The 24310-nt window shown below is 54.4% G+C and carries 21 protein-coding genes; 2 read left to right on the forward strand and 19 right to left on the reverse strand.

Annotated features, from left to right (window positions below; all coding sequences use genetic code 11):
• Window positions 1-12: 12 nt before the first annotated feature.
• From KUV46_11980 to KUV46_12070, 19 genes are all read right to left on the reverse strand, one after another.
• On the reverse strand, window positions 13-561 hold the full coding sequence (locus KUV46_11980; protein QYJ00055.1) for an acetyltransferase: 549 nt from the start codon (window positions 559-561) through the stop codon (window positions 13-15).
• Window positions 558-935, reverse strand: coding sequence for an acyltransferase (locus KUV46_11985; GenBank protein QYJ00056.1), 378 nt, complete (start codon window positions 933-935; stop codon window positions 558-560). The genes KUV46_11980 and KUV46_11985 overlap by 4 nt, the downstream gene beginning before the upstream one ends.
• Window positions 936-1454: 519 nt before the next feature.
• The gene (locus KUV46_11990; protein QYJ00057.1) at window positions 1455-2300 is read right to left on the reverse strand and encodes an FkbM family methyltransferase; all 846 of its coding nucleotides are present in this window, start codon (window positions 2298-2300) and stop codon (window positions 1455-1457) included.
• Window positions 2297-3418 carry a glycosyltransferase gene (locus KUV46_11995; protein QYJ00058.1) on the reverse strand — a complete coding sequence of 374 codons (1122 nt, stop codon included), beginning with the start codon at window positions 3416-3418 and terminating at the stop codon, window positions 2297-2299. The genes KUV46_11990 and KUV46_11995 overlap by 4 nt, the downstream gene beginning before the upstream one ends.
• A gap of 95 nt (window positions 3419-3513) precedes the next feature.
• On the reverse strand, window positions 3514-4656 hold the full coding sequence (gene wecB / locus KUV46_12000; GenBank protein QYJ00059.1) for a UDP-N-acetylglucosamine 2-epimerase (non-hydrolyzing): 1143 nt from the start codon (window positions 4654-4656) through the stop codon (window positions 3514-3516).
• A gap of 29 nt (window positions 4657-4685) precedes the next feature.
• A complete protein-coding gene (locus KUV46_12005; GenBank protein QYJ00060.1) occupies window positions 4686-5516 on the reverse strand; it encodes an FkbM family methyltransferase in 831 nt (276 codons plus the stop codon).
• Between the two features lie 2 nt (window positions 5517-5518).
• A complete protein-coding gene (locus KUV46_12010) occupies window positions 5519-6742 on the reverse strand; it encodes a glycosyltransferase (protein ID QYJ00061.1) in 1224 nt (407 codons plus the stop codon).
• Complete coding sequence (locus tag KUV46_12015; GenBank protein ID QYJ00062.1) at window positions 6739-7593, reverse strand: methyltransferase domain-containing protein; 855 nt, start codon at window positions 7591-7593, stop codon at window positions 6739-6741. The genes KUV46_12010 and KUV46_12015 overlap by 4 nt, the downstream gene beginning before the upstream one ends.
• The gene (locus KUV46_12020) at window positions 7593-8903 is read right to left on the reverse strand and encodes a hypothetical protein (GenBank protein ID QYJ00063.1); all 1311 of its coding nucleotides are present in this window, start codon (window positions 8901-8903) and stop codon (window positions 7593-7595) included. The genes KUV46_12015 and KUV46_12020 overlap by 1 nt, the downstream gene beginning before the upstream one ends.
• Complete coding sequence (locus KUV46_12025; protein ID QYJ00064.1) at window positions 8900-10051, reverse strand: glycosyltransferase family 4 protein; 1152 nt, start codon at window positions 10049-10051, stop codon at window positions 8900-8902. The genes KUV46_12020 and KUV46_12025 overlap by 4 nt, the downstream gene beginning before the upstream one ends.
• A gap of 44 nt (window positions 10052-10095) precedes the next feature.
• Window positions 10096-10932, reverse strand: a complete 837-nt coding sequence (locus KUV46_12030; protein ID QYJ00065.1) for a class I SAM-dependent methyltransferase — start codon at window positions 10930-10932, stop codon at window positions 10096-10098.
• Between the two features lie 175 nt (window positions 10933-11107).
• Complete coding sequence (locus tag KUV46_12035; protein ID QYJ00066.1) at window positions 11108-12619, reverse strand: hypothetical protein; 1512 nt, start codon at window positions 12617-12619, stop codon at window positions 11108-11110.
• A 61-nt stretch (window positions 12620-12680) separates the two neighbouring features.
• A complete protein-coding gene (locus KUV46_12040) occupies window positions 12681-13403 on the reverse strand; it encodes a class I SAM-dependent methyltransferase (protein QYJ00067.1) in 723 nt (240 codons plus the stop codon).
• Window positions 13400-14617 carry a glycosyltransferase family 4 protein gene (locus tag KUV46_12045; GenBank protein ID QYJ00068.1) on the reverse strand — a complete coding sequence of 406 codons (1218 nt, stop codon included), beginning with the start codon at window positions 14615-14617 and terminating at the stop codon, window positions 13400-13402. The genes KUV46_12040 and KUV46_12045 overlap by 4 nt, the downstream gene beginning before the upstream one ends.
• The gene (locus KUV46_12050) at window positions 14610-15545 is read right to left on the reverse strand and encodes a sulfotransferase domain-containing protein (protein QYJ00069.1); all 936 of its coding nucleotides are present in this window, start codon (window positions 15543-15545) and stop codon (window positions 14610-14612) included. The genes KUV46_12045 and KUV46_12050 overlap by 8 nt, the downstream gene beginning before the upstream one ends.
• Window positions 15546-16706, reverse strand: a complete 1161-nt coding sequence (locus tag KUV46_12055; protein ID QYJ00070.1) for a glycosyltransferase family 4 protein — start codon at window positions 16704-16706, stop codon at window positions 15546-15548.
• A gap of 68 nt (window positions 16707-16774) precedes the next feature.
• On the reverse strand, window positions 16775-18001 hold the full coding sequence (locus tag KUV46_12060; GenBank protein QYJ00071.1) for a hypothetical protein: 1227 nt from the start codon (window positions 17999-18001) through the stop codon (window positions 16775-16777).
• Between the two features lie 71 nt (window positions 18002-18072).
• Window positions 18073-19689, reverse strand: a complete 1617-nt coding sequence (locus KUV46_12065; protein ID QYJ00072.1) for an oligosaccharide flippase family protein — start codon at window positions 19687-19689, stop codon at window positions 18073-18075.
• 662 nt (window positions 19690-20351) lie between these two features.
• Complete coding sequence (locus KUV46_12070; GenBank protein ID QYJ00073.1) at window positions 20352-21665, reverse strand: glycosyltransferase family 4 protein; 1314 nt, start codon at window positions 21663-21665, stop codon at window positions 20352-20354.
• Window positions 21666-21974: 309 nt separating this feature from the next.
• Here KUV46_12070 and KUV46_12075 point away from each other — a divergent pair, with 309 nt between their 5' ends.
• Complete coding sequence (locus KUV46_12075; GenBank protein ID QYJ02403.1) at window positions 21975-23372, forward strand: circularly permuted type 2 ATP-grasp protein; 1398 nt, start codon at window positions 21975-21977, stop codon at window positions 23370-23372.
• Complete coding sequence (locus KUV46_12080) at window positions 23372-24310, forward strand: alpha-E domain-containing protein (protein ID QYJ02404.1); 939 nt, start codon at window positions 23372-23374, stop codon at window positions 24308-24310. Before KUV46_12075 ends, KUV46_12080 begins: the two co-directional genes overlap by 1 nt.

The following is a 24310-nucleotide window of genomic DNA, read 5'->3' on the forward strand; positions in this document are numbered from 1 at the left end:
CCTCGATTTCTACTATCTCAACTTGATGACGCGCGCAGGATTGCCGGCAGAAATACTCCTTTCAGGAGCATCGCTAACAGCTACGGCTCGTGCAGCAATCACCGCACCATTTCCTATTTTCACGCCTGGGCCCACGAAAGCATCGGCGCAAACCCAAACGTCAGCGCCGATACTAATAGGGGTCTTGAGCAACGGCATTCCGGACTGGGCGTAGTCATGTGTGCCGGCGCACAAATGTGCGTGTTGAGAAACGGTTGACCGTGCCCCGATACTGATAAGCCCAAGGTTGTAGATACGTGCTCTGTCACCAATTGCGGCTGCTTCGCCGACATGCAGATGCCACGGCACGGTGATGTCCGCTGTTGGGTGGATGTGGACGTGTGCGCCAACGCGCGCGCCGAAGAGACGCAGCACAATGCGACGAAACCACCAGAATTGGCGTGGCGTCCAAGAAAAGAGAGGGCGGCGCAGAATCTCCCAGAGTACGCGCGCTGCAAGCTCAGCTTTCGTCCACTTCGTTGCCTTACGATTAGAAAGTATGTCGTAGATTTCGGTGCTCACTGCGCCAATGCGCCTGATTGGTTTGTATTTTTAGCGGGCAAGGCGAGAAACCGGACTGGCTTCGCCGGACTTCCAACTGCCACAACGTCAGGCGGAAGATTCTTTGTGACAACACTTCCGGCGCCCACGATCGATCGCGCACCTATTCGCACACCCTTGAGAATGCAGACATTTGCTCCTACCCAAACGTTCTCGCCTATAGTTACAGCCTCTTGGAGACCGTCGTCGATGCGGTTACCATTCTCATTCATTTCGAAAGAATGATCGTAGTCGGCGATATAACAATTTGGCCCAACTGCGACTCCATCCCCAATTTCGATGCAATGTCGGCTGTCGATGAGCGCGCCTTTATTAAAATAAGTGTTCTTTCCCACCTTCAGGCTTCTGGCTGGACCATTCGCAATCAGCTTAGCGCTCCGCATTAATCGTGCACTCTCGCCAAGCATTAAAGCTTGCGGGTTACCCTCAAAAAATTCGCCATAGGTTTGGACGGAACGACCAATTTCGGCGCCAGCGTGACGAAGCTCAACATGTCGGGCTAGTCTGTCTAACTTGTTTACCATAAGACTGAACGTAGCTAACGGAAGACTTCGACTATGCATTTTCACAACCATCGTAGAAACTGATTGATGCGCCAACTAGTGAGCCGAGGTGCTTCGGCAATCATGAGCGTTTCCGTCCCAATGACAGTCCCGGTTTAGCAAATAGATTTTCACAGGCAACATAATATAGCCCATATGTTACGGAAAAGGTAAACCCGCAAAGCCTGCTAAAAGCGTCGGGAGTATTGAGCAAACGACGTTGTAAATAATAGAGATATTGCATTAGATGGCAGCGGTCCAAAAGCTCGCTTTACACTAACAAGCAGACATAAAATTCATGATAGCGCGCTCTTAGAATTCCCGGCCGATTACTTTCCTGCGGGGGGCCGAAGCGCAACGATGAAGGCAAACCTGCGGGTCGCGAACATAGAGTGCATTTGAGGCCAATGATTTCGGCTCAGTAGTAAATTGTCGGCTAAAGGGTTCATAATAAGTACGCTGAAAACCAGCACCTTCTAGAACAGCATTGACCTCCGGATCGTCTAGTTCCGTCTCAATGGCCAGCAGACCAGGGTTTGCCAATACGCCACTGGCGCCTTTGAAGACCTCCCTCTCGTAGCCTTCGACGTCCAGCTTAAGCATAGTGGGCGTACAAGCACCGACTAAGTCGTCGAGCCTCATTTGCCTGACCTCGCGATATCCGTCGCTGGATGGGTTTTTGACAACCTTGTTGGTTGTATCCAAACCGATTGTGAAATGCACTACATCGGGCTCGGCGCCTACTGCTACGCCCTCTATTCTTACTTGGCTATCTAAGTCATTCAGTTGCAAGTTTCTGCGCAACGCTTTCTGAGTTTCCGGATCGGGCTCAACCGCAATAACATTTGTGCCACATACTTTTCCGGCCAGCACTGAATAAGTTCCGACATTGGCGCCTATATCGAGGAACAGATCTCCCGGTCGCAAAAGATGGATAATGAACGCCATGTCCGCAAACTCGTGCAGACCTGCGTAAACGTTTCCTGTCGCACCAGTCATTCCTCTCCGCACCGCCAGACGGGCGTCGTCCAGCCAATCAATGATTACCTCATCCCGTAGCCGACTGAGCACCTGCCATCTCGCAACGCGCAGTGCGCTTCGCACGGGACGGGCGCGGGTCAGCGGATGTCGGCGCAGGAACCGGATCGTCTGTTTCATGCGGAGCTTCTTATGGTTGCTGCGGTAAGTATTGCGCTCGACACCCTATCCAATTCGAGTTCGAGGTTTCCACGCGTCTCAGCGAACCTTCGCGCAGCGGTTCGATACCCATCCAGTCTGGCTCTGTCAGCGTGAAGCGCGCAAATTGCGCGGGCTAGGTCCCTAGGCGAACCAGCGCGATAGATCATCCCGCCGCCGGTTATCCCTAGCGCGGTAGCGAGAGATGGCATGTCGGAACTGATCACTGCCAGTCCCGCCATATGATAGTCGAAAAACTTGTTTGAAATAGTGAGTTCGTGATTGCGAGGCCCAGGTTGTTCTAGGCACAGGCCGATATCGTACGAGCTTGCAGCTTGAACAGCGTCGCCAACGCTGAACGCAGGCAGTATGTGCACTCGCTCGGCCACCCCAAGGTGTGCAGCAATACGTTGGATCTCATCGATATCGTCGGATGGGCGACCTTGAATAAAAAGCTCTACGTTGGCTGGCGTGTTGGGCAATGCCTCCAAGGCATCGCGAAGTCCGCGCTGGCTCAGCGCGACCTGTGAATTTCGCCAGTAGAGCCGAAGTCCTTCGTGAGCCCTGTGTTTTGGGGCGGCTTCTAGCGGAGGCACATTGAGGCTGACTAGGACGTTCTTAGCTTCATACTCTCGATATAGTACGTCGGCCAGCTCGTCGCTCGTTGCTAATAGCAACTCTATGTCACGATACCCATCCCGTTCTAAACGTTTCGTAGCTGCGCTTTCGATGGGACGCTGGGAATCTCCCATTTCCGAATAGTATTCGAAAACGTCAAAGATTAGGGGCGCTGCCGTTCGTCGACAATAGGACAGCGCTGCTGGCAATGCCTGTATCGTATGAGCAACCACCATATCCGGACGATGGTGTGCAATGTTCCTAAGAAGGCCCACAGCCGTAGGACCAAACACTCCCTCGCTTACCTTGCCAGTGGTGCGATACCGCCACCGAGCTGCTTCGGTAATTGCAGCGCTAAGGAGTCGCCGCAGAGGTGCTGATTTCAGCGTCGGAAAGGCCAACGTCGCCCGAACTACTCGCGCATCGGCCAAGGTCAGAGGGGCAGAGGTGTTCACGCCGTGCGCGGCCCGATCGACGAACACGATCTCAGCTTTCGGAAATGCACGTCGGACCGCTAGAGCGTTGCGCACTGCTCGGGGCTCGGCACCAGCCGGATACGATGTGACTACAAGTATTTTCAACTTTGAAAATTCGGCGCCTTGCCGACTGAATCAATTACAGAATTCAGAATCCTTTCAGACGCGCGGCCGTCGCCATATGGGCTGCCACCGTAAGCCATACTTGCATAAGCTTCGCTATCATCTAGCAACCTCATTGTTTCTCGGACGATCATCTTGGCGTCCTGTCCCACTAACTTCGCTGCATTAGCCTCGACCGCTTCAGGGCGTTCGGTAACAGTGCGCGTGACGAGAACCGGCTTACAGAGTTCAGGCGCTTCTTCTTGCACACCACCGGAGTCAGTAATGATCAAGAATGCCCGGCGAAGCGCTCCGACGAATTTAGCGTAGTCCAAAGGTTCCGTCAGGCGGACAACATCCGAGTCGCCGAACCGCTCTTCGACTATTTTTTTAACATTGGGATTTGGATGGACCGGCCACAATACTTGAATGTCTCCTCGGCGAACGATCGTGTCGATTGCATCGCATGTCGAGGCTATTCCGCGATCGAAGCTTTCGCGTCGATGGGTTGTAACCAAGATAAGACGTTTGCTGTTATCGATGAAGTCAAAGAACCCTCCAATATGCTCACGGTAGAAGTCCGCTTCGTCGAGACGTCGGACCATGAAGCGCAGCGCGTCAATCACAGTATTTCCCGTTATGAATATTTTGTCGCTGTGTGGACGTTCTTGACGCAGCCTATTGCCTGCTTGCTTCGTGGGCGCCCATAGATATTCGGCGAAAATATCGACGCCGCAACGATTGAATTCTTCCGGCCATGGCGCGTAGGAATTCCCAGTGCGCAGGCCAGCCTCGACGTGACCAACGGGAACTTTTTGATAGAAGGCTGAAAGCGCGCAAGCGAAAGTGGTAGATGTGTCGCCATGAACCACCACTAGATCGGGTCTATGTTCCTCGATTACTTCACTGGACCGCAAGATCAGACGCGCCGTCAACTCAGGCAGGGTTTGGTTAGCTTTCATCAAATCCAAATCGAAATCAGGCGTAATCTGAAATAGATTTAGTACCTGATCGAGCATCCCGCGATGCTGACCTGTAACGCATATCTGCACCTCCAAGCTTGAGTGGGCTTGGAAAGCATGGATTACCGGCGCTAACTTTATGGCTTCGGGACGCGTTCCGAAAAAGAACAAAATGCGCATGGGACTCTCCGAACGGGTATTCGTCTGATTCAGCTCTTTGGGTAGGCGCAAATATGACCAGCGTCTGCCGCGCGGTGCAGCTTGGACGCATCTAAGGACTCGATGCAATAATTGTGCTGTTCCAACAGAGAAGTAACTTCTTGTAACAAGCTACCTGAATGGATCTCTGCCAAGATTACGGGACGAGCTGAAGCAATGGTTTCTTCGGCACCGCGGAGAACCATACCTTCCGCACCCTCTACATCAATTTTAATGATATCTGGCGGAGGTAAGGTTCGCTCAGCTACCATCGCATCGATCGTGTTAAGCGTAACGGTGATTTTTTTACCGGTATTGTGTTCAGGTTCAAACGGACTGTCACTTAGCTTCGCCATTGATGTGTCCTCCAGCTGCGCCAGTGTCGCTTTCCCTTGGCGATCACCGAGCGCTTCTTCGCGGATGATCATTTCAAAACCGGGATTAGAGTCCATCATCCGAACGAGCCGCACCCGATTTTCCGGTAAAGGCTCGAACATAACCACTTTTGAGGCTCCGTTGGCGAGCATGATGCCAGTAAAATAGCCATGCCAAGCGCCAATATCATAGCCGACCATGCCGGGGCGCATCTCGGCAGCTAGTCTAGAGGCGAACTCGGGCTCATAGTTTCCAGTCCAAATACCCTTGTCTTCCGGCATGGTAAGCTCGTAAACGATGCCTCTTGAAGGACCTGCGTCCACTTTGTGAAGGAATGTCTTCCCAGCCAGTTGACTGTCCACTAGCTTTCGTTGTGCTGGGCCGATTAAAGGCAAATTCCTGATGAAGCCCCGCATTGAATGCGGCACCAAAGTGACCGCTCTGCGAACTACAGCGTCGATAACCATCCTCAGCCACTCCTCATTATTTCGCGATTTGTAGCGAGAGACTGCAGCGAGCCTCCCGCCTCTGGTTGGTATAGACGGATCGACTCTGGTGTTTCTCCACCGTCTTTTATCCATTCATAGGCTCGGACGATGGTTTGAGCGACACCGCCCCAAGAAAAATCACTCGCCATCCACGCGCGACCACGAGCGCCCATCTGAGCGCGTTCTTCGTCCGACAGGGCCATCAATGAAGAAAGGGCCGCTCTCATCGGCTCTGGGCCGTGGTCAACCCAGAGGCCACATCCCGCTGTATTTAGCCCGGCCCAGGGCGCGCCCTTGGTAGAGATAACGGGGGTTCCCGCTGCCAGTGCCTCAGCCACTGTCATGGCAAAATTCTCATGCCGGGTCGGCAGAGCAAAAATGCTTGCCTCTTGATAGGCAGCTAGCTTTTCATCGCCAAAGACAGGCGGTTCTATAGAGACTGCTGAGCATCCAAGCTCTCCAGCTAAACGCTGCAGTACCGGCCCATGGCCCAACTCCGACGGTCCTATGATTCTGAGCCGCCAGTTTGGATAGTCCTGCTTAAGCCCTGCAAAGGCGTGTATTAGGCGGTCCAGGCCCTTCTTCGGGTGGATGCGTCCTAGCGATAGAATAGTGCGAGGCTCCGTCTTTCTTATAATGGTGCCGTCGCAGGGTATGTCGATTCCATTTGGCGCTATCACTATTGGAGCGGTCAGGCCGAAAGCGCGGATGTCGCCGGCCTCTGCCTCGCTCGTTGCGTGGAGTAGGGAAACCTTTTCCAGCGCGCGTTTCTGCAACAAAGCATGGAATATGCGCTTCTTCTTGCGGGAGAAAGCAAGCGCTTCCGCCCCTAACATCCCTCGCGGTGAAAGTACGATTCGTGTACCTGAATCCGCCATGCAGGAGGGGTAGATGTTGGGTAGAAGCCATAGTCCATGCGTATGTGCAACGTCGATCGATGCGGCCCGCATCGTGAGATCTCTACGCATGGCTTTAGAAGGAACCAGTCGGCAAAAAACAGGAACACTAGAAAAAGACGGCTTATGGCGCCGATGCTCGACGGATGGGGCCAGATTGATGGCTGGGGGTGCACTCGTCGCTACAGTCGATAGCTCTACGCTCACCCCTTCGCGCTTTTGTGCCTCCGCCAAGCGAGGCACAGATATTGATGGTCCCGCTGCTTCATCGTCTACTGATGCGACAACATGAACAACACTGAGACTCACGGTGTCAGCTCCAGTTCCTGAGATGTGCCGTCGCTGAGGTTATCGATCAGTTCCCAATCGCCAGCAGGCGCATAGGCCTTGGGAAGGCGACTGGCCGTTTTGCGATTTTCAACCTTGCGCGCAACAATCACAATGGACTGAGCGAAAACATTGCTGAAATACTTCCCTGGAAGCCTAGAAAGGTAGCGGTAGACCTTCGCGAGCCCCTTTCTGGCATAAGGTGACCAGTACTCGAAACGCTCTACCTCGAACCCGCAAACCTCCACTATGTCTTTCAACATCTCCATGTTGAAGACATAGTTGTGCCGGGCGTACTGACTGTAGCGATAAGCTGGCATCTTGGGCTTGGTGTGAAGGGGGTTGTCGAATTGGCTGCCGTTCGGTGTCGTGAGAACAACCCGTCCACCAAGCTTCAGCCAAGAGTTGATGTTCAGCATCATGACGTGCGGGCTGCGGGTCAAATGTTCGATAATTTCGCACGCCAATACCAAGTCCGCTTTCAGAGGCGCTGTATCGGTTTCTGCGATCCGAAATAGGGTACGCTCCAAATTGGCCGAGATATTGGTCCAACGATGTAGATCTCCTGCTTCAACCTGCATCTCATATGCGTGGCGCGTAACCGGTATCTCGTCAGGCCAAGCCGTGACTTCCTCCGCGCTGACGGTCGCCAGCAAGTCCACGCTGGGTTCAGCAAGCAAACGCGCCGTCATGGTCCAAGGATGGCCGCCAAGCTCGACCGTTCGACCGCCGCCTATTGACCGAACCAATTCTATCGTGCGGTCATAGCGCGCAGCATGGAAAGTATTGTACCGAGAAAGGTCAAGCCGCTTGCCATTCACCGTGATTATCATCAGCTCTCCACAATCATTCTATGCTTTCCGGCCACAGTTAGCGGGATGGCGTCTACCCGCTCCAGTTCAGTATTCCCCATGGCCCTGTCTATCAGCGCAAGTCGACGGCGGATCTCGGACGATGCCTCAATCGAGAGGTCCATCGAGGAGACATATCGCAGCCGGGGCCAGACGCCGTCGGCGGCAACGACTTGGAACGCCTCAATGTCCGCAATGTCTCTAACGCAATGGGTAAAAACCTCCGAATGTACCGCTGATCCGTTAGGCAGATTCACTATGTCGTTACACCGTCCCGATATTCCGCGGAGACGAAGCACACAGCCACATTTAATGTCCTCCGGGTCTGTCTCGGCCAAATCACCCAGCGCATACCGCAGGAGTGGAAGTGCGCGCGGGTACAAGCTGGTCACCAATATCTCATTGGCATCTGGTCCATCGCCGCCGCGAAGCGAAAGGCGATGCCTGGCGTGGAACACTGGATAACTCCCGTCAATGTCCTGATACGCCAAGGGGCCTGTTTCTACTGTACCATACTCCATCGCCACGGGTGCGCCAAAGGTGCGCGAAACGACTTCGGCGCTGTCGGCACGGGGAAACGCTTCTGCAGTGGCGATAATAGCTTTCAATTTCAGTTTCGCTATTTCGGGTGCGCGATCGGCATTGTGTCTTGCGAAGCGATCCAGCGCAGAGGAATAGCCGATGACATATCTTGGTTTGTGCTCCATCAGCTGTTGCCAAGCTGTTTCGAGGCTAGCCGGTGTAAGCGCATACGCGCTAACCCGCGTATATCCTAGTGCTCGGTCAAGTATGGTCCGCTTGAGCCGATTGATTGCCCCCCTGAGGCCGCTGCCCAATAAGTGCGCATGCCCCCACAATAGGTAGGCCGGATCCGCAGGACTAATCCCGAGGCGTTCGCGGCCCAGCCAGATATCAAGAGCGGACGAGGATGCTTCGTCGGGCCAGACGGGGAAACGAAATGGCTCACTCGTGCTCCCGCCTGTCGCCCTCCAATTCACGTTTCCAGAGGTCGCCCCGGCGTTCTCTAGCGCTTTTCTTATTTGCCGTTTGTCCATGACTGGAGCGCGGGCGTCGAAGTCGTCCCAACTCGCGAAACATTCGGGGAGATTTTCCTTCTGCTGGATCAATCTTGCCCAAGGCGAGCGCAACAGCGATTCCTTCCATGCGGCGTTTAGATCCATTAACTGCTGAGCGACAACTGCTTCGTCGTAGATCGGACTAGTGTACCGAGAACGATAAGCGCCAAGCGCAAGATCAATTCTACGTTTTCGGAAGTTCGCTAGAAGCGTCATGCAAACAGGGGATCTAAGGCAGCTTGTAGTCTTGCTTGATGCGCGGCAGCGGTAAATTGATCGTTCAGGCGGCGCCAGCCGGCTTCACCCAGTGACTTCGCGCGGGCGGGATTTGATAGAAGGGCGACCGCGGCATCAGTTAGTTCCTGCTGGTCTATAGGTTGACTGATCAATACGCCGGTCTTGCCGTCCGCTACGACATCTGCCGCGCCGTCATCATGGCAGGCGAGACAGGGCAGGGCGTAATTCATCGCCTCCAGATATACGAGTCCAAAACCTTCTTGGCGGCTAGGCATGGTGTATGCGTAAGCGGCACTATACAATTTGGCGAGTTCGGCACTACTTATATGACCGGTCAGGTAAATATGGGCGGCAGCCGATGAAGCAGCGGCGATTTCGGCTATTGCAGCGCTGTCGCTACCGCCTCCAACAAAAATGAGTTCTGCTGCCTGAACGCGCTCCAGAATGTCGGGCATTGCTGCGATCAGTTCACGATGTCCTTTCTCCTGCTCGCCAGCGTCCATGCGCGCGACGAGGAGCATGGCGCGTTTGCCAATTTTTCGTTCCGTTCCGTCGGCGGCGCGAAGTGTAAGGGTTTCCGTGTTCCGGGCCGGCGGAGCGGGCGTGAGAGCAAAGTGAGGCGGTAGCCCCAGAGGGCAATTGATGCCATTAAATCCATCGATCGTCTCTCGCATGTGCCGCAGTGTGTAGTCAGAATTAGCTAATATCAAATCTGCAGCCCGGAAGGCTTTCTCGCTAATCGGCTTTAAGCGTTTCCAGGATTCCGAGCCATGGGCACAAATCGCTGTCCGCGTATTGCGGAGCCTCGTTAAATGGCTGAGCATCGCCAAGGGTGTAGCCAAATGAACATGGTCAAAAACTACTAGCCGAGAGCTTGCAAGGGCCGAGACGATAGACGGCGCCATAGCGTGCTTCTTTCCGCTGTAGGCGCGCTTGAAAACACGGGCACCGCTGTCAGCGACGCGACGACAAATTTCGGAAGGCTCATGTAGTATTCGGACGTTCAGCACGCATTCATGCCGGGCGGCCATTCGTTCAAGCGCAGCGAGGACGTTGCGGTTCGCCGAGGCGATGCCGCCATCGGACAGGGTAATCCCCGTTGCGAAAAATGTAATAGCTCTACTCATCTTGGACTACCGAAGCGATGCCAGCCTGCCAAAGGATCGGAGCGTCATAGCTTCTCCACAAGCGCACAGGACGGATCGACGAAAACTCGTCGAGCGCCGGTTGCTCGAATCTCCTTCCAGAAGTGGTCAAATGCGTCAGACCAAGTAATGTCCGTCGCAACTAGCACGCCCCCTGGTCGCAGTGCCTCGAAACCCAAGCGAAATTCAAACATTTGATTTTCGTACGAATGTTCGCTGTCATGAATAAATAAGTCGACTGGGCTAATTCTCGCAAGCAACGGCGGTAACAATCGTTGGGAAGGACCAAGTTCCAGTTGCCAATATGATTTCAAGTCATCGCGAACCAACCATCCGACGTCCTTGCCGGCCGGTACCGCTGCACCTCCCTTCCCATCCCAAACCTCAAACCTATTTAGCGCTGGATCCGTGAATTCGGGCAGATCGACCGAGATCAGTGTTCCCAAGCCATTCCGGCTGAGTGCTTCCAAAAGCACGGCGGATGAAAGGCCATTGCAGACACCAGTTTCTACCACTGTAGCTGGCTTACGACTTCGAACTAACAGCCACAGCACTTCCGCGTGCAAAGATCGCATGCCTCCCGGAACCGCGGCTTTCCCACGTACTTGCGCGCCGCTGATTCTGGTAAACTCTTTAGTTAGCCGCGAGTTCAGCGTTTCGACCAACCCACTGTCTCGAAGTTCGCTATGATAATGCTCCGCTTTCTTTGAGGTTCCAGCGGCCATCGCACGCCAGTTTCCAGCAACAGCGCGGATCAAAGCTTTGGCCATCGCGCTTGGTCTCGATGCCGCGTTTTTGATTACCGCCGCCGGACCGCCCCGGTCTTTTACGGTTTCCAGAATGCGCGCGATAGCATTGCTCATGGCTCAGCCTCTCTCAATGGCTTAAACTTGGACACCAAACTTAAATCTTGCGCGGATACTATGATGGCCAAGAACGGCTCGGACGGGACGGCCAAGCTTGGCCGATCCAAAAAGTCAAAATCTTGATACGTGCGAATAAAATGATGCCGAAAGCCATTCTGCAGATCGGGCTAAATCAGCGGTTTTGGGAACTAGGTGGTGAGCGAACCCATTTTAAGGCACTGGGAGCGAATAAGTATATCACAGCGGAACAGATGATCGTCTGTTGAATGAGGCCAGCAAATATCTTGATAAAGCTGGCGTCGAAAACTGTAAAATAGTGAATGAATAAACTAATGATCAAAGCGATGCAGATCGGTCCTGATGGCGCGACTTTGGAAAAAATCCAAATGCTGATGGTAAGTAGGAAGCCATAGAAGAAACAAAGTGTGATAATTCCCGGGTAGCCGAAATCGATGTAAAATTCAGGCATATATCCCAATCCGATCGAGGCGCCTGACTCATCGCCTGCCGCTTCAATTCCCGCATAGGTGCGCACCAACCAAGAGTCTCCGCCTAGGGTTTCTTTATTTGGAAACAAGAAACGCGGCAGCATGGCATTCGAAACCGCTCTACCTAGAAGTTCGCCTTCCTCATGTGGGACAATCGCTGGCACACGGTGTAACGTGTAGGAGAAGTAAAGGCTTCCAGATGACAGGCGCGCCGCCAATGATTGAGACGCGTGTTCGATATCGAGCTCTGTTACGACTTCGCCCACAATTCCGCTAAACCTTACCATTCGATCGATGGGGGAAGCATCTACAGCGTTGCCACCATTCCATAGCTCCTGACGCCATTGCTCCTTGACGCCGCCTGCCCACACTAAACCGAAGGCTATGATCGCCAATCCACCTATCAGTCCACTTGATGCGACCTGAAAGTTTCGAAGGCGCTGAGCAGATGACCGGATCCATGGGCGCCACTGATAAAGCAAGCTGAGAAGCACAATAAAGAATATTTCTTTGAAGTCGCTGAACCCCGTTAACAATTGTGGCATCAGCACTACGAAGGTGGCGAAGGCTAACAGTCGGTAGCCGCTGCGCCGTTCGAAAACGACCAAAAGTAGGACGAAGTAGGGCAGAAACCTGAGCGTCAGAAGATTATTGATTATTTGTGCGCCACCAAACCAGATCGATGTTGGGGCTGCATCTACAATATAGCTGCTGACAAACATCACCACAGTCAACTGTGTGAGCCTAGAGACATTGTATTGAAGAGGTCGATTGCTCAGTTTCCGATCAATACTATTTCTAAAAATGTGCATGCCGGTTCGAAGACCCAATGTGAGGCAGATCATCCCAAGCTGCGTGGCGAATAGCATTTCGGACAAATTTCCCGGGTCGCCTCCCCCTGGAAATTCGCCATAGATTTGATATTGGATCGCGCCTACATGCGCCCCGACCCACTGGTAAGCGAGGCAAAAAGGTATGATCGGCGGCATGTCGCGTCGCCAAGTGAGGCCACAAGTCGAGAACAGCACAATAAATCCTGTGCCCACGGCGATACTCTGCGAAAGCACTATCGCGACAATGCCCAGAAAGACCCCGGTAATTATCAGAGGCCCCGACAGTGGATAGATCGGTCCTGATAAATTCGGAGAGCTATCTCGATAGCGCTCCGAGAACGTTTGACTTCGTTCAGCCGCCATTCGCTTAGAGCTCACATTCATATGAGGTTCTCAGAAGTGTTTGTAGCGACAATCAATGGAATCAGCTCGCTGGATTGGGTAACGGATCACGTCCTATGGCCAACATTTGGCAGAAACCACTTGGGGAGGCGCTTTCTGTTTTGAACGGATTAAACCCATACCGTCCGGCTAAGCGCAGGGCGCGCCAACCGATTTTGGTTCGGTAGAAATCCGACCAACGCTGCGGCCAAGCATATACCATCTCTACATTCCTGAAGGCCCGCTCCATCAACTCCTTCAACTCTTCAGGCGTGTACTCCTTTACGTGTCTCACATCCCAGACACGGTCGGCACGCCATTGCGGAGTCGTTACGAAGGTTGCCGAGTTTGGTTTAGCCACGCGAGCCATCTCGACGACTGCAGCCTCTGGTGCCTCAAGATGCTCAATTACGTCAGCCATAGTGACAACGTCAAAACTGTTGTTTTCGAAAGGGATTTCATAAGCTGACCCTTTCAGCACTGACGCATTCGGAAACCCGGCCAACATCTCGGTGGCGGACGCCACTCCGGCGTCTTCATATTCTAATCCAATTACATCTTCGCAATTTTCCGTCAATCGAGCCGTCAAATAGCCGTCTCCAGCACCTACATCCAGCGCGCGAACGCCCGCGGCTCGACTAAGCACCATTTCGTAGCGAGCAGCCAATGGCGGATTGAAGACAGAAGATCTGCGATCACATTCGCGCCAATGATAAGCACCGCCTTCGTCGTACTTGTCGAACTTGGTCATTTCATACTTTGTCATCGTGCCTCCTGACGATCTTGGCTTGCACAATCGGGGCCAGACCGTCGGGTTATGATCCGGTGAATGATCTGTGTAAGAAGGTGAGTACCTTCATTGTACGAACTTGATTGAGACCTTGATTCTATTGATGACCAATTCGGATCGCCACGCTTCTCGATCATTCGTTGCATTAAGTTAGCAAGTTCATCCGGATCAGAAGTGCGAAGCGTCCACCCAGTAATACCGTCCTCTATAAGTTCCGGTGCGCAACCAGCCTCTTCCGAAACGATAGAGGGTAGTCCACAAGCCTGCGCCTCATTAACCACCAAGCCCCAGGTTTCGTTGGCGTCTGACGGCAATAACAAGCAATCAGCCGATGCGTAATGGGCAGGCAGTTCGGTCTGATTGACGAAGCCAAGCCGTTTTACGTTGAGCCCTTCCGCCTTTATCCGGGCGTCGATTTCGGACTCCATGGGGCCGTCGCCGATCATCCAAAGTATGGCCCCTGAATCCTGGGGCAAGCGCGAGAATGCCTGAAGCGCCAGCATCGGGCGTTTTTTTGCGATCAGTTTGCCGACGGTAAGAAAGACGGTGGAATTTGGTGAAGCGCCGTGCCTCTGTCGCAGATCCGCAGCAGCGCCAGAACGGTGCGCTGCCTGCGCGCCCGCAGCAAAGCGGTCGACATCAATCATATGCGGCACACGGTGAATGCGCCTATGCGGCACGCCATAATGGCGCAGATAGGTGTCCGACCGTTCACCGGGCGACAGGTAATGCGCTGCAGTCGGCAGCACCATACTGTAAATTGGGCGCTTCAAAGCTCGTTTTAGGGAGCTACGTGAGGAGCCGAGCTGGCTATCGAGCCGGATCAGCACCGGAATGCCTATTCGCAAAGCGGCTAACCAAGCTTGGATGAAGCTCAACTTGTTCCAGCCAAACATGAGCAGAGCGTCATAACTACCAGCGCGCAGTCGAGAGGCAATCTCTGGCGTGTCGCAGCCACAAAAGCTCCCTACGCCTGGTTGTTTGGAGACGTTGTCCAGGAAGGTCGACTCATAACCCTCAAGTAGATCCAAGTCCCAGTCGAACGCGGTTTTGAAGCCCGCTGCTGCCTGGCCCTCTGGCGTCTGGCGAAACGCATAATAGACGTGCAGATTCATATGTCGGGCCAGGTGAGCAAACCACGGTGAGTAATACTGAATCGGATGAGTTGCGAGAATGGCGAGATTAGGCATCTGAAGCAGTCCGCCATTCGCGGGCCGGCGTGAAACCTATGTCAGTCTCCAGCACTGCGAGGTCCGTCTCAAACATGGCACGCAGCCGGTTGCGCTCTTCGGGCCCCAGCTTTGGGTAGCCGGTTTTGAAGAACACTGCCTCGGCGGCTTGGCGCAGTTTCAGCCGTCGCTTCAGCAGGTCCACTCTGCGCACCCCGAAGGTGCGCTTCATCGCCTGGTACGGCCCATGTGTCACCATGCTGTACAACGGCGGATAAATGCGGCCAAACAGACCCTCGCGAGGGGAAACGCCGCGTCGCCCCGCGCGTGTTGGCTGTACAGGCTGATCTTCAATAGGTATTGGCGAAAGGCCGAGGAACGTCCAGAGCCGGTCCAACGTTGCGGGAAGGGCTTTGGTGACTTCGGCATAGTCAAGCAGCAAAATCCGATCATCCGAAAAGCGCTCGCGCCAGCGTCTCAGATGTTTGCCATAGAGTGCGGGTTCCAGAAGAAGATGCGGAAAACGCTCAATTGCATCGAAGAGGCTGGGTGCGGGGTGGACGGCGTGTGGCTGAGTAAAATTCTGTCGGCGCTGGTGCCAATAGTGAGATTGAACCTGCTCCACTGGATCACGCAGGATCGCCAAGATTCTAGCGTCCGGCGTATGTAGGGCCGCCGCGCCCGGTGCCCTGTCCTCATGCAGATACCGGACCGTGAAATCGCAGCGAACACTTGCTTCCTCGCCTCCCCGGAAATGCGTCTCGTACTCTTGCAACCGATCTTCCAAATCTTGGTAGTACAGCGCTCCGAGTTCTTTCTGCGGAGGTAAGAAGATATCCGGATGACGCGAAAGTACGTCCGCGAACCACGTCGTACCGCACTTAGCTGCTCCAATACCCAAAAGGTTTGGACGGCGGCGCGGGTCTAAGCCTGACTTTAATTCACTCATTTAGTTAGGCTTAAGATTGGTTTTGGTTGAAAAAAGTTCTAACCAAGTAGCGCTCAAGATATCTGGATCAAATCGATGCAGAGAGGCATGAGCAGCTTTCCCCATTTCTTGACGCCGTTCCGGGTCATCAAGTAGTAAGCGCAATGCTGCGGCTAGAGCCTCTGGGGTGTGGTCTTCAGTCACAATTCCATCAACGTCGTTCTCAACAGTTTCCGGCAGGCCAGCGGTGGGCAGAACGACAGACGGCAAACCGGCTTGCTTGGCGTCCAAAACTACGTTTGGAAATGAGTCTCCCGGGCTGATCGAGGGACATACATGCACGTCGCCTTGCCTCAACAGCTCGTGAACATCATCGACAACTCCTATTAAGCGAAAGCGGTCGCCCAATTGTGCGTCAACTATCCGATTTTCCAGCTCACGTGAGTATGAATCTAAGTAGAGTTTTGGGCCAGCTAACACAAAATCAATATCGTCTCGGCTGGATACGAGAAGCTTGGCCGTCTCGAATAGTATATCAACCCCTTTTTGTGATGAAATTTGGCCCAAATAGATTACGCGACGGCGGTCTTTTGGGAGGGGTGGAGCAGGCCTTGCAATTCTCCTGTTTAAATCTGGTCTAAAGTTCCGCACTACGCGAACATTATTATGACCGCCGCTGACTTGGGCAACTATTCCAGCTGTATAGTTCGAATTACAAATGAGATGATCAAAACTTGCTCCAACGGCGCGCCATAATCTGTAATTAATCGCCGCTCGAACTCCTTGGCGCGTAACATCGGGCGGATTTGGAATACGAAAGACGCTGACGGTATCGGGACGGCGGGCTAGCCGACGGGCAAACCAAGCAGCGTTGAGCGAGGGGGCCAGCAAACAGTTCGCGCCGTGGCGGCGATGTGCGTCAGCTAGCTCACGCTCGCTCATCAAAAAGCTAATGAAAGCAGCGCGCCACTCGATAGGAGTTTTTGGTAGGCCGAGGCTATGGATATGGCATATCCCACTCTGTTTGAGATTTGCATCGTCGACCGCGCTCTGCACGGTTTCACCCCAGCGACGATTTGTAAGTACATGAACGTCCGCGCCGCGCGCGCTCATTTCTTGCATGACGCGGAGTGCTGCGCGCTCCATGCCCCCGAGCGGGATCGAGGGCAGAAGGGCCAACATTCGGAGCGCTCCTGCATCTTGACTCGCCGGGGCTGCTTCGCTGCGGCCAGATACATGTGATGTCCCTTTCAGCATCTCGCCTGGGCCACCGCTCGATCGAAAAGGGCGCACTCGCGTGCCGCCAAGGTTGCGGAATCGTTAGCTGTACAGATTTCGTCGCGCTCCTTGTACACGTCCGCACAGGGACTCGCGCTCAGAAGTGCGCTGAGCCTCTCTCCGGCCGCACGTACGGTTGTCTTTTCTAGTGAGCGGTTAGTCTCGAACAGCACTACAGAGCGCAAAGCCCGCACCTGCTTCGCTAGTCGGCTGTCGGACGGGGCTAGACAGATCACCGGCTTCCGTATTGCAAGAAGCTGGAAAAGCTTGGACGGCTGATAGGCTATGTCGTGCGAACCGAAGAGGAGCAGCACGTCGGCGGCTTGCAGGCTGGCTAGCGAGTCAAACAGCGAAATCCTGTCGGCATGCTCAATTACATGCGGCCCCAACCCGGCTTGCTTGGCTGCGTCGGAGACAACGGGAGGGTTACCGTATTGCTGATAGCCGGTGCCGACAAAGCCGACCGCCAGTTCTGAAAGAGGGGCTATGCCTTCGCTCCGCGCCAGCGCTATTGCAGCGAACAGCGTATCTAGGCCGCCGGTCATACTGGGGGCCACGCGCCCCGCATAAATGGCGAAAGGCGCGCGTAGCCCGGTCGGCTGCCAAGGTGTCCCGACCTCTCGTGCCAGCTCGAAATCAGCCTTTGAATAGCCGAATGGAATTACTTCCGACGGCTTCTTGCGCAGCTCTGGATAGGCGTCGGTGAGGGCCTCTATATAGGCTTCGCTAACGGCCATGAGGCCGCTGGCATGCGGCATCGTCGCCGCTTCGGCCCGCGCATGAAGGCGACGCATCAGATGATGTTTCAAACCATGCCGTCGTAGCGGGATTGTAGCCGGTGGTGCAGCAAACCAAGGGTCCTGCATATCCAACACAAAGGGTGTTCCGAAACGCCGCAGCCAACGTATTCCCAACTGCATACTTAGAAAGGCTGTAGTAGAGAAAAAGACTGCATCTATTTTCTTCTGGGCTATCAGGTCGTCTCCGACGCTTGCCATGGACCACATTGATCGTAGTGAGACATCGGAAACACCAAGAGTTGCCGAAAGCGCTTTAGAAAAACCTCCCGATCGAACCACTTCGATATCGGCCGGCACAGTGCGAGACAGTACTGGCTCGATACGCCGTCCCGCCAACTTGGGATCAACCGCCAAAACAGTTGGGCGCCAGCCATTATTCTCATAGTGCCGGATGTTCATCCGAACCCTGTGCATATCCACCGCGTCACTGGGTGGAAAATGAGGGCTGCATATCAACAGATTACGCATCTCTATGACGTAGAACCGCGATTTGCATGTGAGGAGAGGCCAACAAGTCCAAGCACACGAGTTGCGCCCCTTTGGAATGGCGCTGGCATAAAACGCAAAGCTTCGGCTAATCCGAAAGCGTCTAATAGACGGATTAGAAGCAACATTGTCGTAGCCGAAGCGGCACTCACCAACAACAGCGCCAAAAAGTGCGGAAGTGTCTCAACGAATCGCCAAACCGGACTTGCGACTGCAATCATTGCTAGTGCCACAAGCAACATGGCCGGTGCTGTGGTGCGCACGACATCTTTCAACGCGAGTGCTCGAACATGTACCAATATGGCCACAACGATCGTTGAGATGGCGAAAAGAGATGCTGCAACGAACCAAGCGTATACGGTGAGAGAGATTGGCAGCGCAAGAGCCAATCCAATCAAGCCTTGTAATAATATGGCTAGTTGAACCAAAAACACGAACCGCGCGCCAAGCGCCCCGAGAGCAACTACATTCGCGCCGGCAATTATCGTTAGGGACAGGACTGCGAGGATTATAGGCTGAAGATACGGAACGAGATCTAGCCATCTTTCACCATATATAACCGTGATTGCGGCTTTGTCCGCCACTGCGACAGCCACAGCAGGGGGGGCGGCCGTCCATACGCAGAAACGAAAAAGTACACCGGAAGCGCGTCGATATCCCGACGTATTCGGTTCGAACTTCGCTAAAATCGGATATGTAATCGAAGCCAGCTGTTGGCTGAGCCAGCCTGTAGTAAGCTGCGCGAGCGCGAAAGCACGGCCAAAAACGCCAAGCACCTCTAAACCAACGGTGCCGCCAACAATTAAACTTTCTGCCATTTTTTGGCCCTGAAGCATCGCCGCGCCGCCTGATCTGAAGCTTCCGAAATTAAAGCTTTCGCGATATCCCTTGAAATCAAACGAAACAGCAAACAGTTCTCGCCGGTTGAGCACCATATCAGCCACAAAGGGAATTGGTGCTAATACGATTTGGCACATGAGAGCCAGGCCACCGAAACCCAAGACTGCGAGCGTGATGGTACCGCAAGCGGCGAAAGCGAACGAAGAGATGCCAAGAAGTCGAATGCGCTTCCAGTTTAGATCGCGGCTCAAAGAAACTGTGTAGATAATTCGTGGCGCGTTCAGTAATGGAGCCACCGCCCCAAACAGCAATAGTGGAGCTACTTGCGTATAACTTGAACTTATCATTGCAGCCGCAGCGAATGCGAGAACCAATACGAAAATCGCGCCGTGCAGCACCAGTGCGAAACCCAAATGCCTATCGTAGCGAGGGCTACTGTCTCGTCCAACGAAGAAAGAGTGCTCTGCGAAACTTTGTACGGACACTGTCATCATAAACAGCACTGCTGTTGAAGCGATGTTGAATGTGCCGAAATCTTCTTTCGACAGAATTCGTACCAAGATTAGAGATAATGCGATTCCACCTATCTTTTGGATCAGGCTAAGCGCAACGCCTTGGCTTGCCATACCCACGACCTGCATTCGTGTAACTGGCGTGGCGGCCGATGCATTGACAAACTCGTCGCCGATACTCGCGTTCGGGCGTACATCAGCGTTTGAGTTGGCGCCGCTGTTTTTATCAATTGAGTTTTTTTTGAACATTGTGGGTCTATAGGGCTGAGACCCTTGTGCTCGGCAGGCTTTTCCAACTAAAAATTCTCAAATTGTATTTTTCGACCCACCCCAACGAACGCGCCAATTGCTTCACGCAAACGATAGACGCATGCACCAAAGAGCCCTTCCCTCAACGAAAGATGCGGAGAGAAATACAGTCGATCAAGATGGCTGCCTAGCATAACAGATCAAGCAATAGATGCATTTCGCGTTATTCTCGACATACAGACACAAGGAGTTTTGAAATCAATATTGAAAGCCACCTCATTGGACCAAAGGTGATTCAACTATCGGTAATCCTGACAAGCTGCCTCAATCATTGCTACCGCAGTGCAGGGTGATGCGAAATCGCTTCTCCCCACACAGCATTTCTAGTCTGAGTTAGTCGTGTCAGGCAGACCGGGTCAACCGGATTTATTTTAAAATGATATCTATTTTTGGGTTGACTGCGGATTGTGTACTCGCAGGTAGGCGATTGATCTACAAGCAATTCGCGTTTTCCGAGAATTGTTAACCAATACAAGGCTTAGGCTCGCGGAATTAGTCGTGCTCGTTTTAAACTGCATGCAGCGAGACGGACTTTTGGAAATCAATAGAAAAAGCCCCGCATCCTGATTGGACACGGGGCTACGGATGCTAATTTTGGATCGTTATATCCGAACTTTCTCCAGAGCGCCTTGGTAGAGGCGAGAATGCTGGCCCCCTGGGATGTCGATGGCTTCAAGGCGCATGGCGCGGCGGTAGATCTGGAGGGTGCGGGCGCCGAGCTCTTCGCGGGTCCAAGATTTGGCTGCTTCGAGCCCAGCCTTTCGCATTTCGAGCATGGTGTGGCGGTCGTTGAAGAGGTCGAGCACGGTCTCGGCGATTGCGTTCGGCTTGCAGGCTTCTGCTAGTCGGCCACAACCGTAGCGGTGAATGTGCTCGACAGCAGCTGGATCTTCGGCGCAACCGATCAGAGGGCGACCGAATGCTGCTGCTTCATGATAGACCGATCCGAAGGACTGATAGCGCGATGGCGCAAGCACGGCCTGGCAGCGTGCTAGAATGTGCGACATCGATTCATCGGTGACGCGGCCATAATCGAACACCTGCTCAAGTAGGCTCGTCGACAAGCCAAGCTGCGATGCGCGGGCATCGAGAGCGCCGCTCTCCAAGCCCATCAGGTGAAGCTCGGGCAAGGGCTCACCCTGATCGCGAAGCTGCTCACTGACTTTCTGGAAGGCCAGAAGCATTTCGTCGAAGCCCTTCCGGTCGCTATCGTCGCCGATATAGGCGAGGCGAAGCCGGGCGTGGGCAGGTGGGAACTGAGCAGAGATGCCGGCTTTTCGGATCACAGGATCGACTGAAAGCGGGGTGACCATGTGGATGAGGCCTGGAGTGATGTCATACCAGTCGCGGATTGCATTGGCGTGGCTGCGGCTATTGGAGATGATGGCGTCGGCACTGTGGTTGCAGCGCGCTTCCATGCCGCTGACGATGCGGTTGGAAATGCGTTGACCGAGTGTGCTGGCGCCAGCCTCATCAATTCCGTGCGGGGCAGAGTTACGAATGACGATTGGCAGGCCGCAGTCCATCAGCATCGCGGCGGGTGCGCCCCAATTTGAGGCTTCGATCAGGTCAAATGGACGGCGCTCATGTTCTTCATGTACACACTCGCGGAAGGCCGCAGCGGTCGCGGCAAACTCAAGACCTGGGATCTTGCGCATCAGACGGCGAAGACCCGTGATGCGGCCGGCGCAACCGATGACTTCGATGCGTTCATGATCGGTGCGGACGACATCGTCGCGGTCCATTGTAAAGACGCGAACGTTCACACCGTGACGCGCAAGACCATGCGCGACTTCGCAGGCGACGCGGCCTTTCGCTGTCGGAATGGGCGGGTATTCCCAAGTCAGCAGCGCGACTTCCAGGGGTGGGTTCTCTTCCGGCCCCTCAACCGGCGTGATCGGGTTGGTGTGTTGCATCTGTCTCATGCTGACCACAACGTGAAATGCCGTTAACGGTTGCATTCGTGTTCGCAGATGGTAGGGATGAGTGTTGCTTTCCAATCACAGCACCGGTCACCCAACGCGCCTTCGGCAGAAGTGCGCGTTTTTTAAGTTTGAAGCTTAAAGTCTTGGTTTCGTGACTGGTTTTGCAGCAGGCGCGATCTAAGTCCGTCCGGTCAGCCCGCGCGCCATTGCCTCCGAAATTTCCGGCAGCTAGGTGTGATGTATAGCTGTGGAAAGGTACAAGCGAGACGCATGTCGAAAGACAAACAGCCATTCGATGAGATGTTCGGAACAGGCGATGAGCCGCGTGAACCGTACAAGTCGTATCACAAATGGTTTGAAGGCGAGCAGAATGCGCGCCTCCGCAGAAAAGCCGAAGAAGCCGAGCAGGCGTTCAGGCGCACAGGTATTACTTTTAATGTGTACGGCCGCGAAGAAGCTAACGAACGGCTGATCCCGTTCGACATCGTTCCGCACGTTCTGTCCAACCGTGAATGGCAAAAGCTGTCAGAAGGCATTGAGCAGCGCGTGCGCGCGCTGAACGCCTTCCTACATGACATTTATCACCGCCAGGAAATCCTGAAGGCCGGGCGCATCCCTGCGCACATGATCAGCAACAATGAGGCCTATCTGCCGAAGATGATCGGCGTAGAGCCGCCGGGCAGCATCTACACCCATATTGTCGGCACCGATATCGTCCGTACGGGCGAGGATGAATTCTTCGTTCTCGAAGACAATGCCCGCACCCCATCGGGCGTCTCCTACATGCTCGAAAACCGCGAGACGATGTTCGAGATGTTTCCCGAACTCTTCATCCAGAATCGCGTGTGCCCGGTATCGACCTATCCCAAGCGCCTGCGTCGGTCGCTTGCTGCCTGCGCGCCGCCAGCCTGTGATGGCAAGCCGGTCATCGCTGTGCTGACGCCGGGCATTCATAACTCTGCCTATTTCGAGCACGCTTTCCTAGCGGACGAGATGGGCGCAGAGCTTGTTGAGGGGCATGACCTTCGCGTCGTAAATGGCCGTGTCGCGATGCGCACGACGCAGGGCTACACGCCCGTTGACGTACTTTACCGCCGCGTGGATGACGCCTTCCTTGATCCGCTGAACTTCAATCCTGACTCGATGCTTGGCGTGCCGGGTATCCTCGATGTCTACAGGGCAGGGGGAATTACGATCGCGAACGCGCCGGGCACAGGGATCTCGGACGACAAGGCGATCTATTCCTACATGCCGGATATCGTCGAGTTCTATACAGGCGAGAAGGCAAAGCTTCCGAACGTGCCGACTTGGCGGTGCTCAGAGCCGGATTCGCTCGCCTATGTGCTCGACAATCTGTCAGAGCTTGTTGTGAAGGAAGTTCACGGCTCTGGCGGCTACGGCATGCTCGTCGGCCCTGCGGCGAGCCGCAAGGAAATCGCCGACTTCCGCGCGAAGCTGAAGGCGAAACCGGACGGCTACATCGCCCAGCCGACGCTCGCGCTTTCGACGGTTCCGATCTTTACAAATAAGGGCCTCGCCCCGCGGCACGTCGATCTTCGCCCCTTCGTGCTCGTGTCGCCAAACGGCATCGACATCACGCCGGGCGGCCTCACGCGCGTCGCGCTGAAGAAAGGCTCTCTGGTCGTGAACTCGAGCCAGGGCGGCGGCACCAAAGATACATGGGTGCTTGAGTCATGATGCTAGGTAAGACAGCTGGCGGCCTCTTCTGGATGTGCCGCTATCTTGAGCGCAGCGCGAACAATGCCCGTCTGATTGAGGCCGGCTCACGTATGACCATGACCCGCTCTGCAGCAGACGATGCAGAATGGGAGTCCGTCCTCTCGACGGCCAATGTGAAGGATATGTTCCTTCAGACGCATGAGCATGTGAAGCGGGCCGACGCGATCGACTACATCCTTCGCGACCGGTCCAACCCGTCCAGCGTCATGTCTGTGGTAGAGTCCGCGCGCAACAATGCCCGCATGGTTCGCGTCGCGCTGACGCGTGAGGTGTGGGAAGCGGTCAACGACACCTGGATGAAGCTGAAGGACGCGCTCGCCCGGCGTGTATCGGATGCCGACCTGCCAAACGTCCTCGAACTCATCCGCCAGCAAAGTGCGCAGGTGCGCGGCGCCCTTCATGGCACGATGTTGCGCAACGACATCTTCAATTTTTGCCGGATCGGCACGTTCACAGAGCGGGCAGACAATGTCGCGCGCATCCTGGACGTGAAATACTTCGTGCTATTGCCGTCAGTCTCGATGGTTGGCTCGACGATCGACAACTTCCAGTGGGAAGCCATCCTCAGGTCAGCGGCAGCTGAGCGGAGCTTTGCTTGGCTTAACAAGGAGAGCGGACCGCGCGCCATTGCTGAGTTTCTGATCCTCGATCAGCGTTTGCCGCGCTCCATCGCGTTCTGCTATTCGAACCTGTCGCGCAACCTTGGCTATCTCGAGCAGGAGTACGGTGAAGCCCGACCAAGCCGCGAACTGTGCGAGGCAACCTTGAGCCGTCTCATCAGTACTGATGTCGAGACAATTTTTGACGGCGGCCTGCACGAATTCATCCAGTCTATCCTTCAGTCCAATAACGCGCTCGGTCTGCAGATCGAGAAAGACTATCGCTTCTACGCATAG

Origin of the sequence: Thalassovita mediterranea, assembly GCA_019448215.1 — a bacterium.
Classification (GTDB): domain Bacteria; phylum Pseudomonadota; class Alphaproteobacteria; order Caulobacterales; family Hyphomonadaceae; genus Henriciella.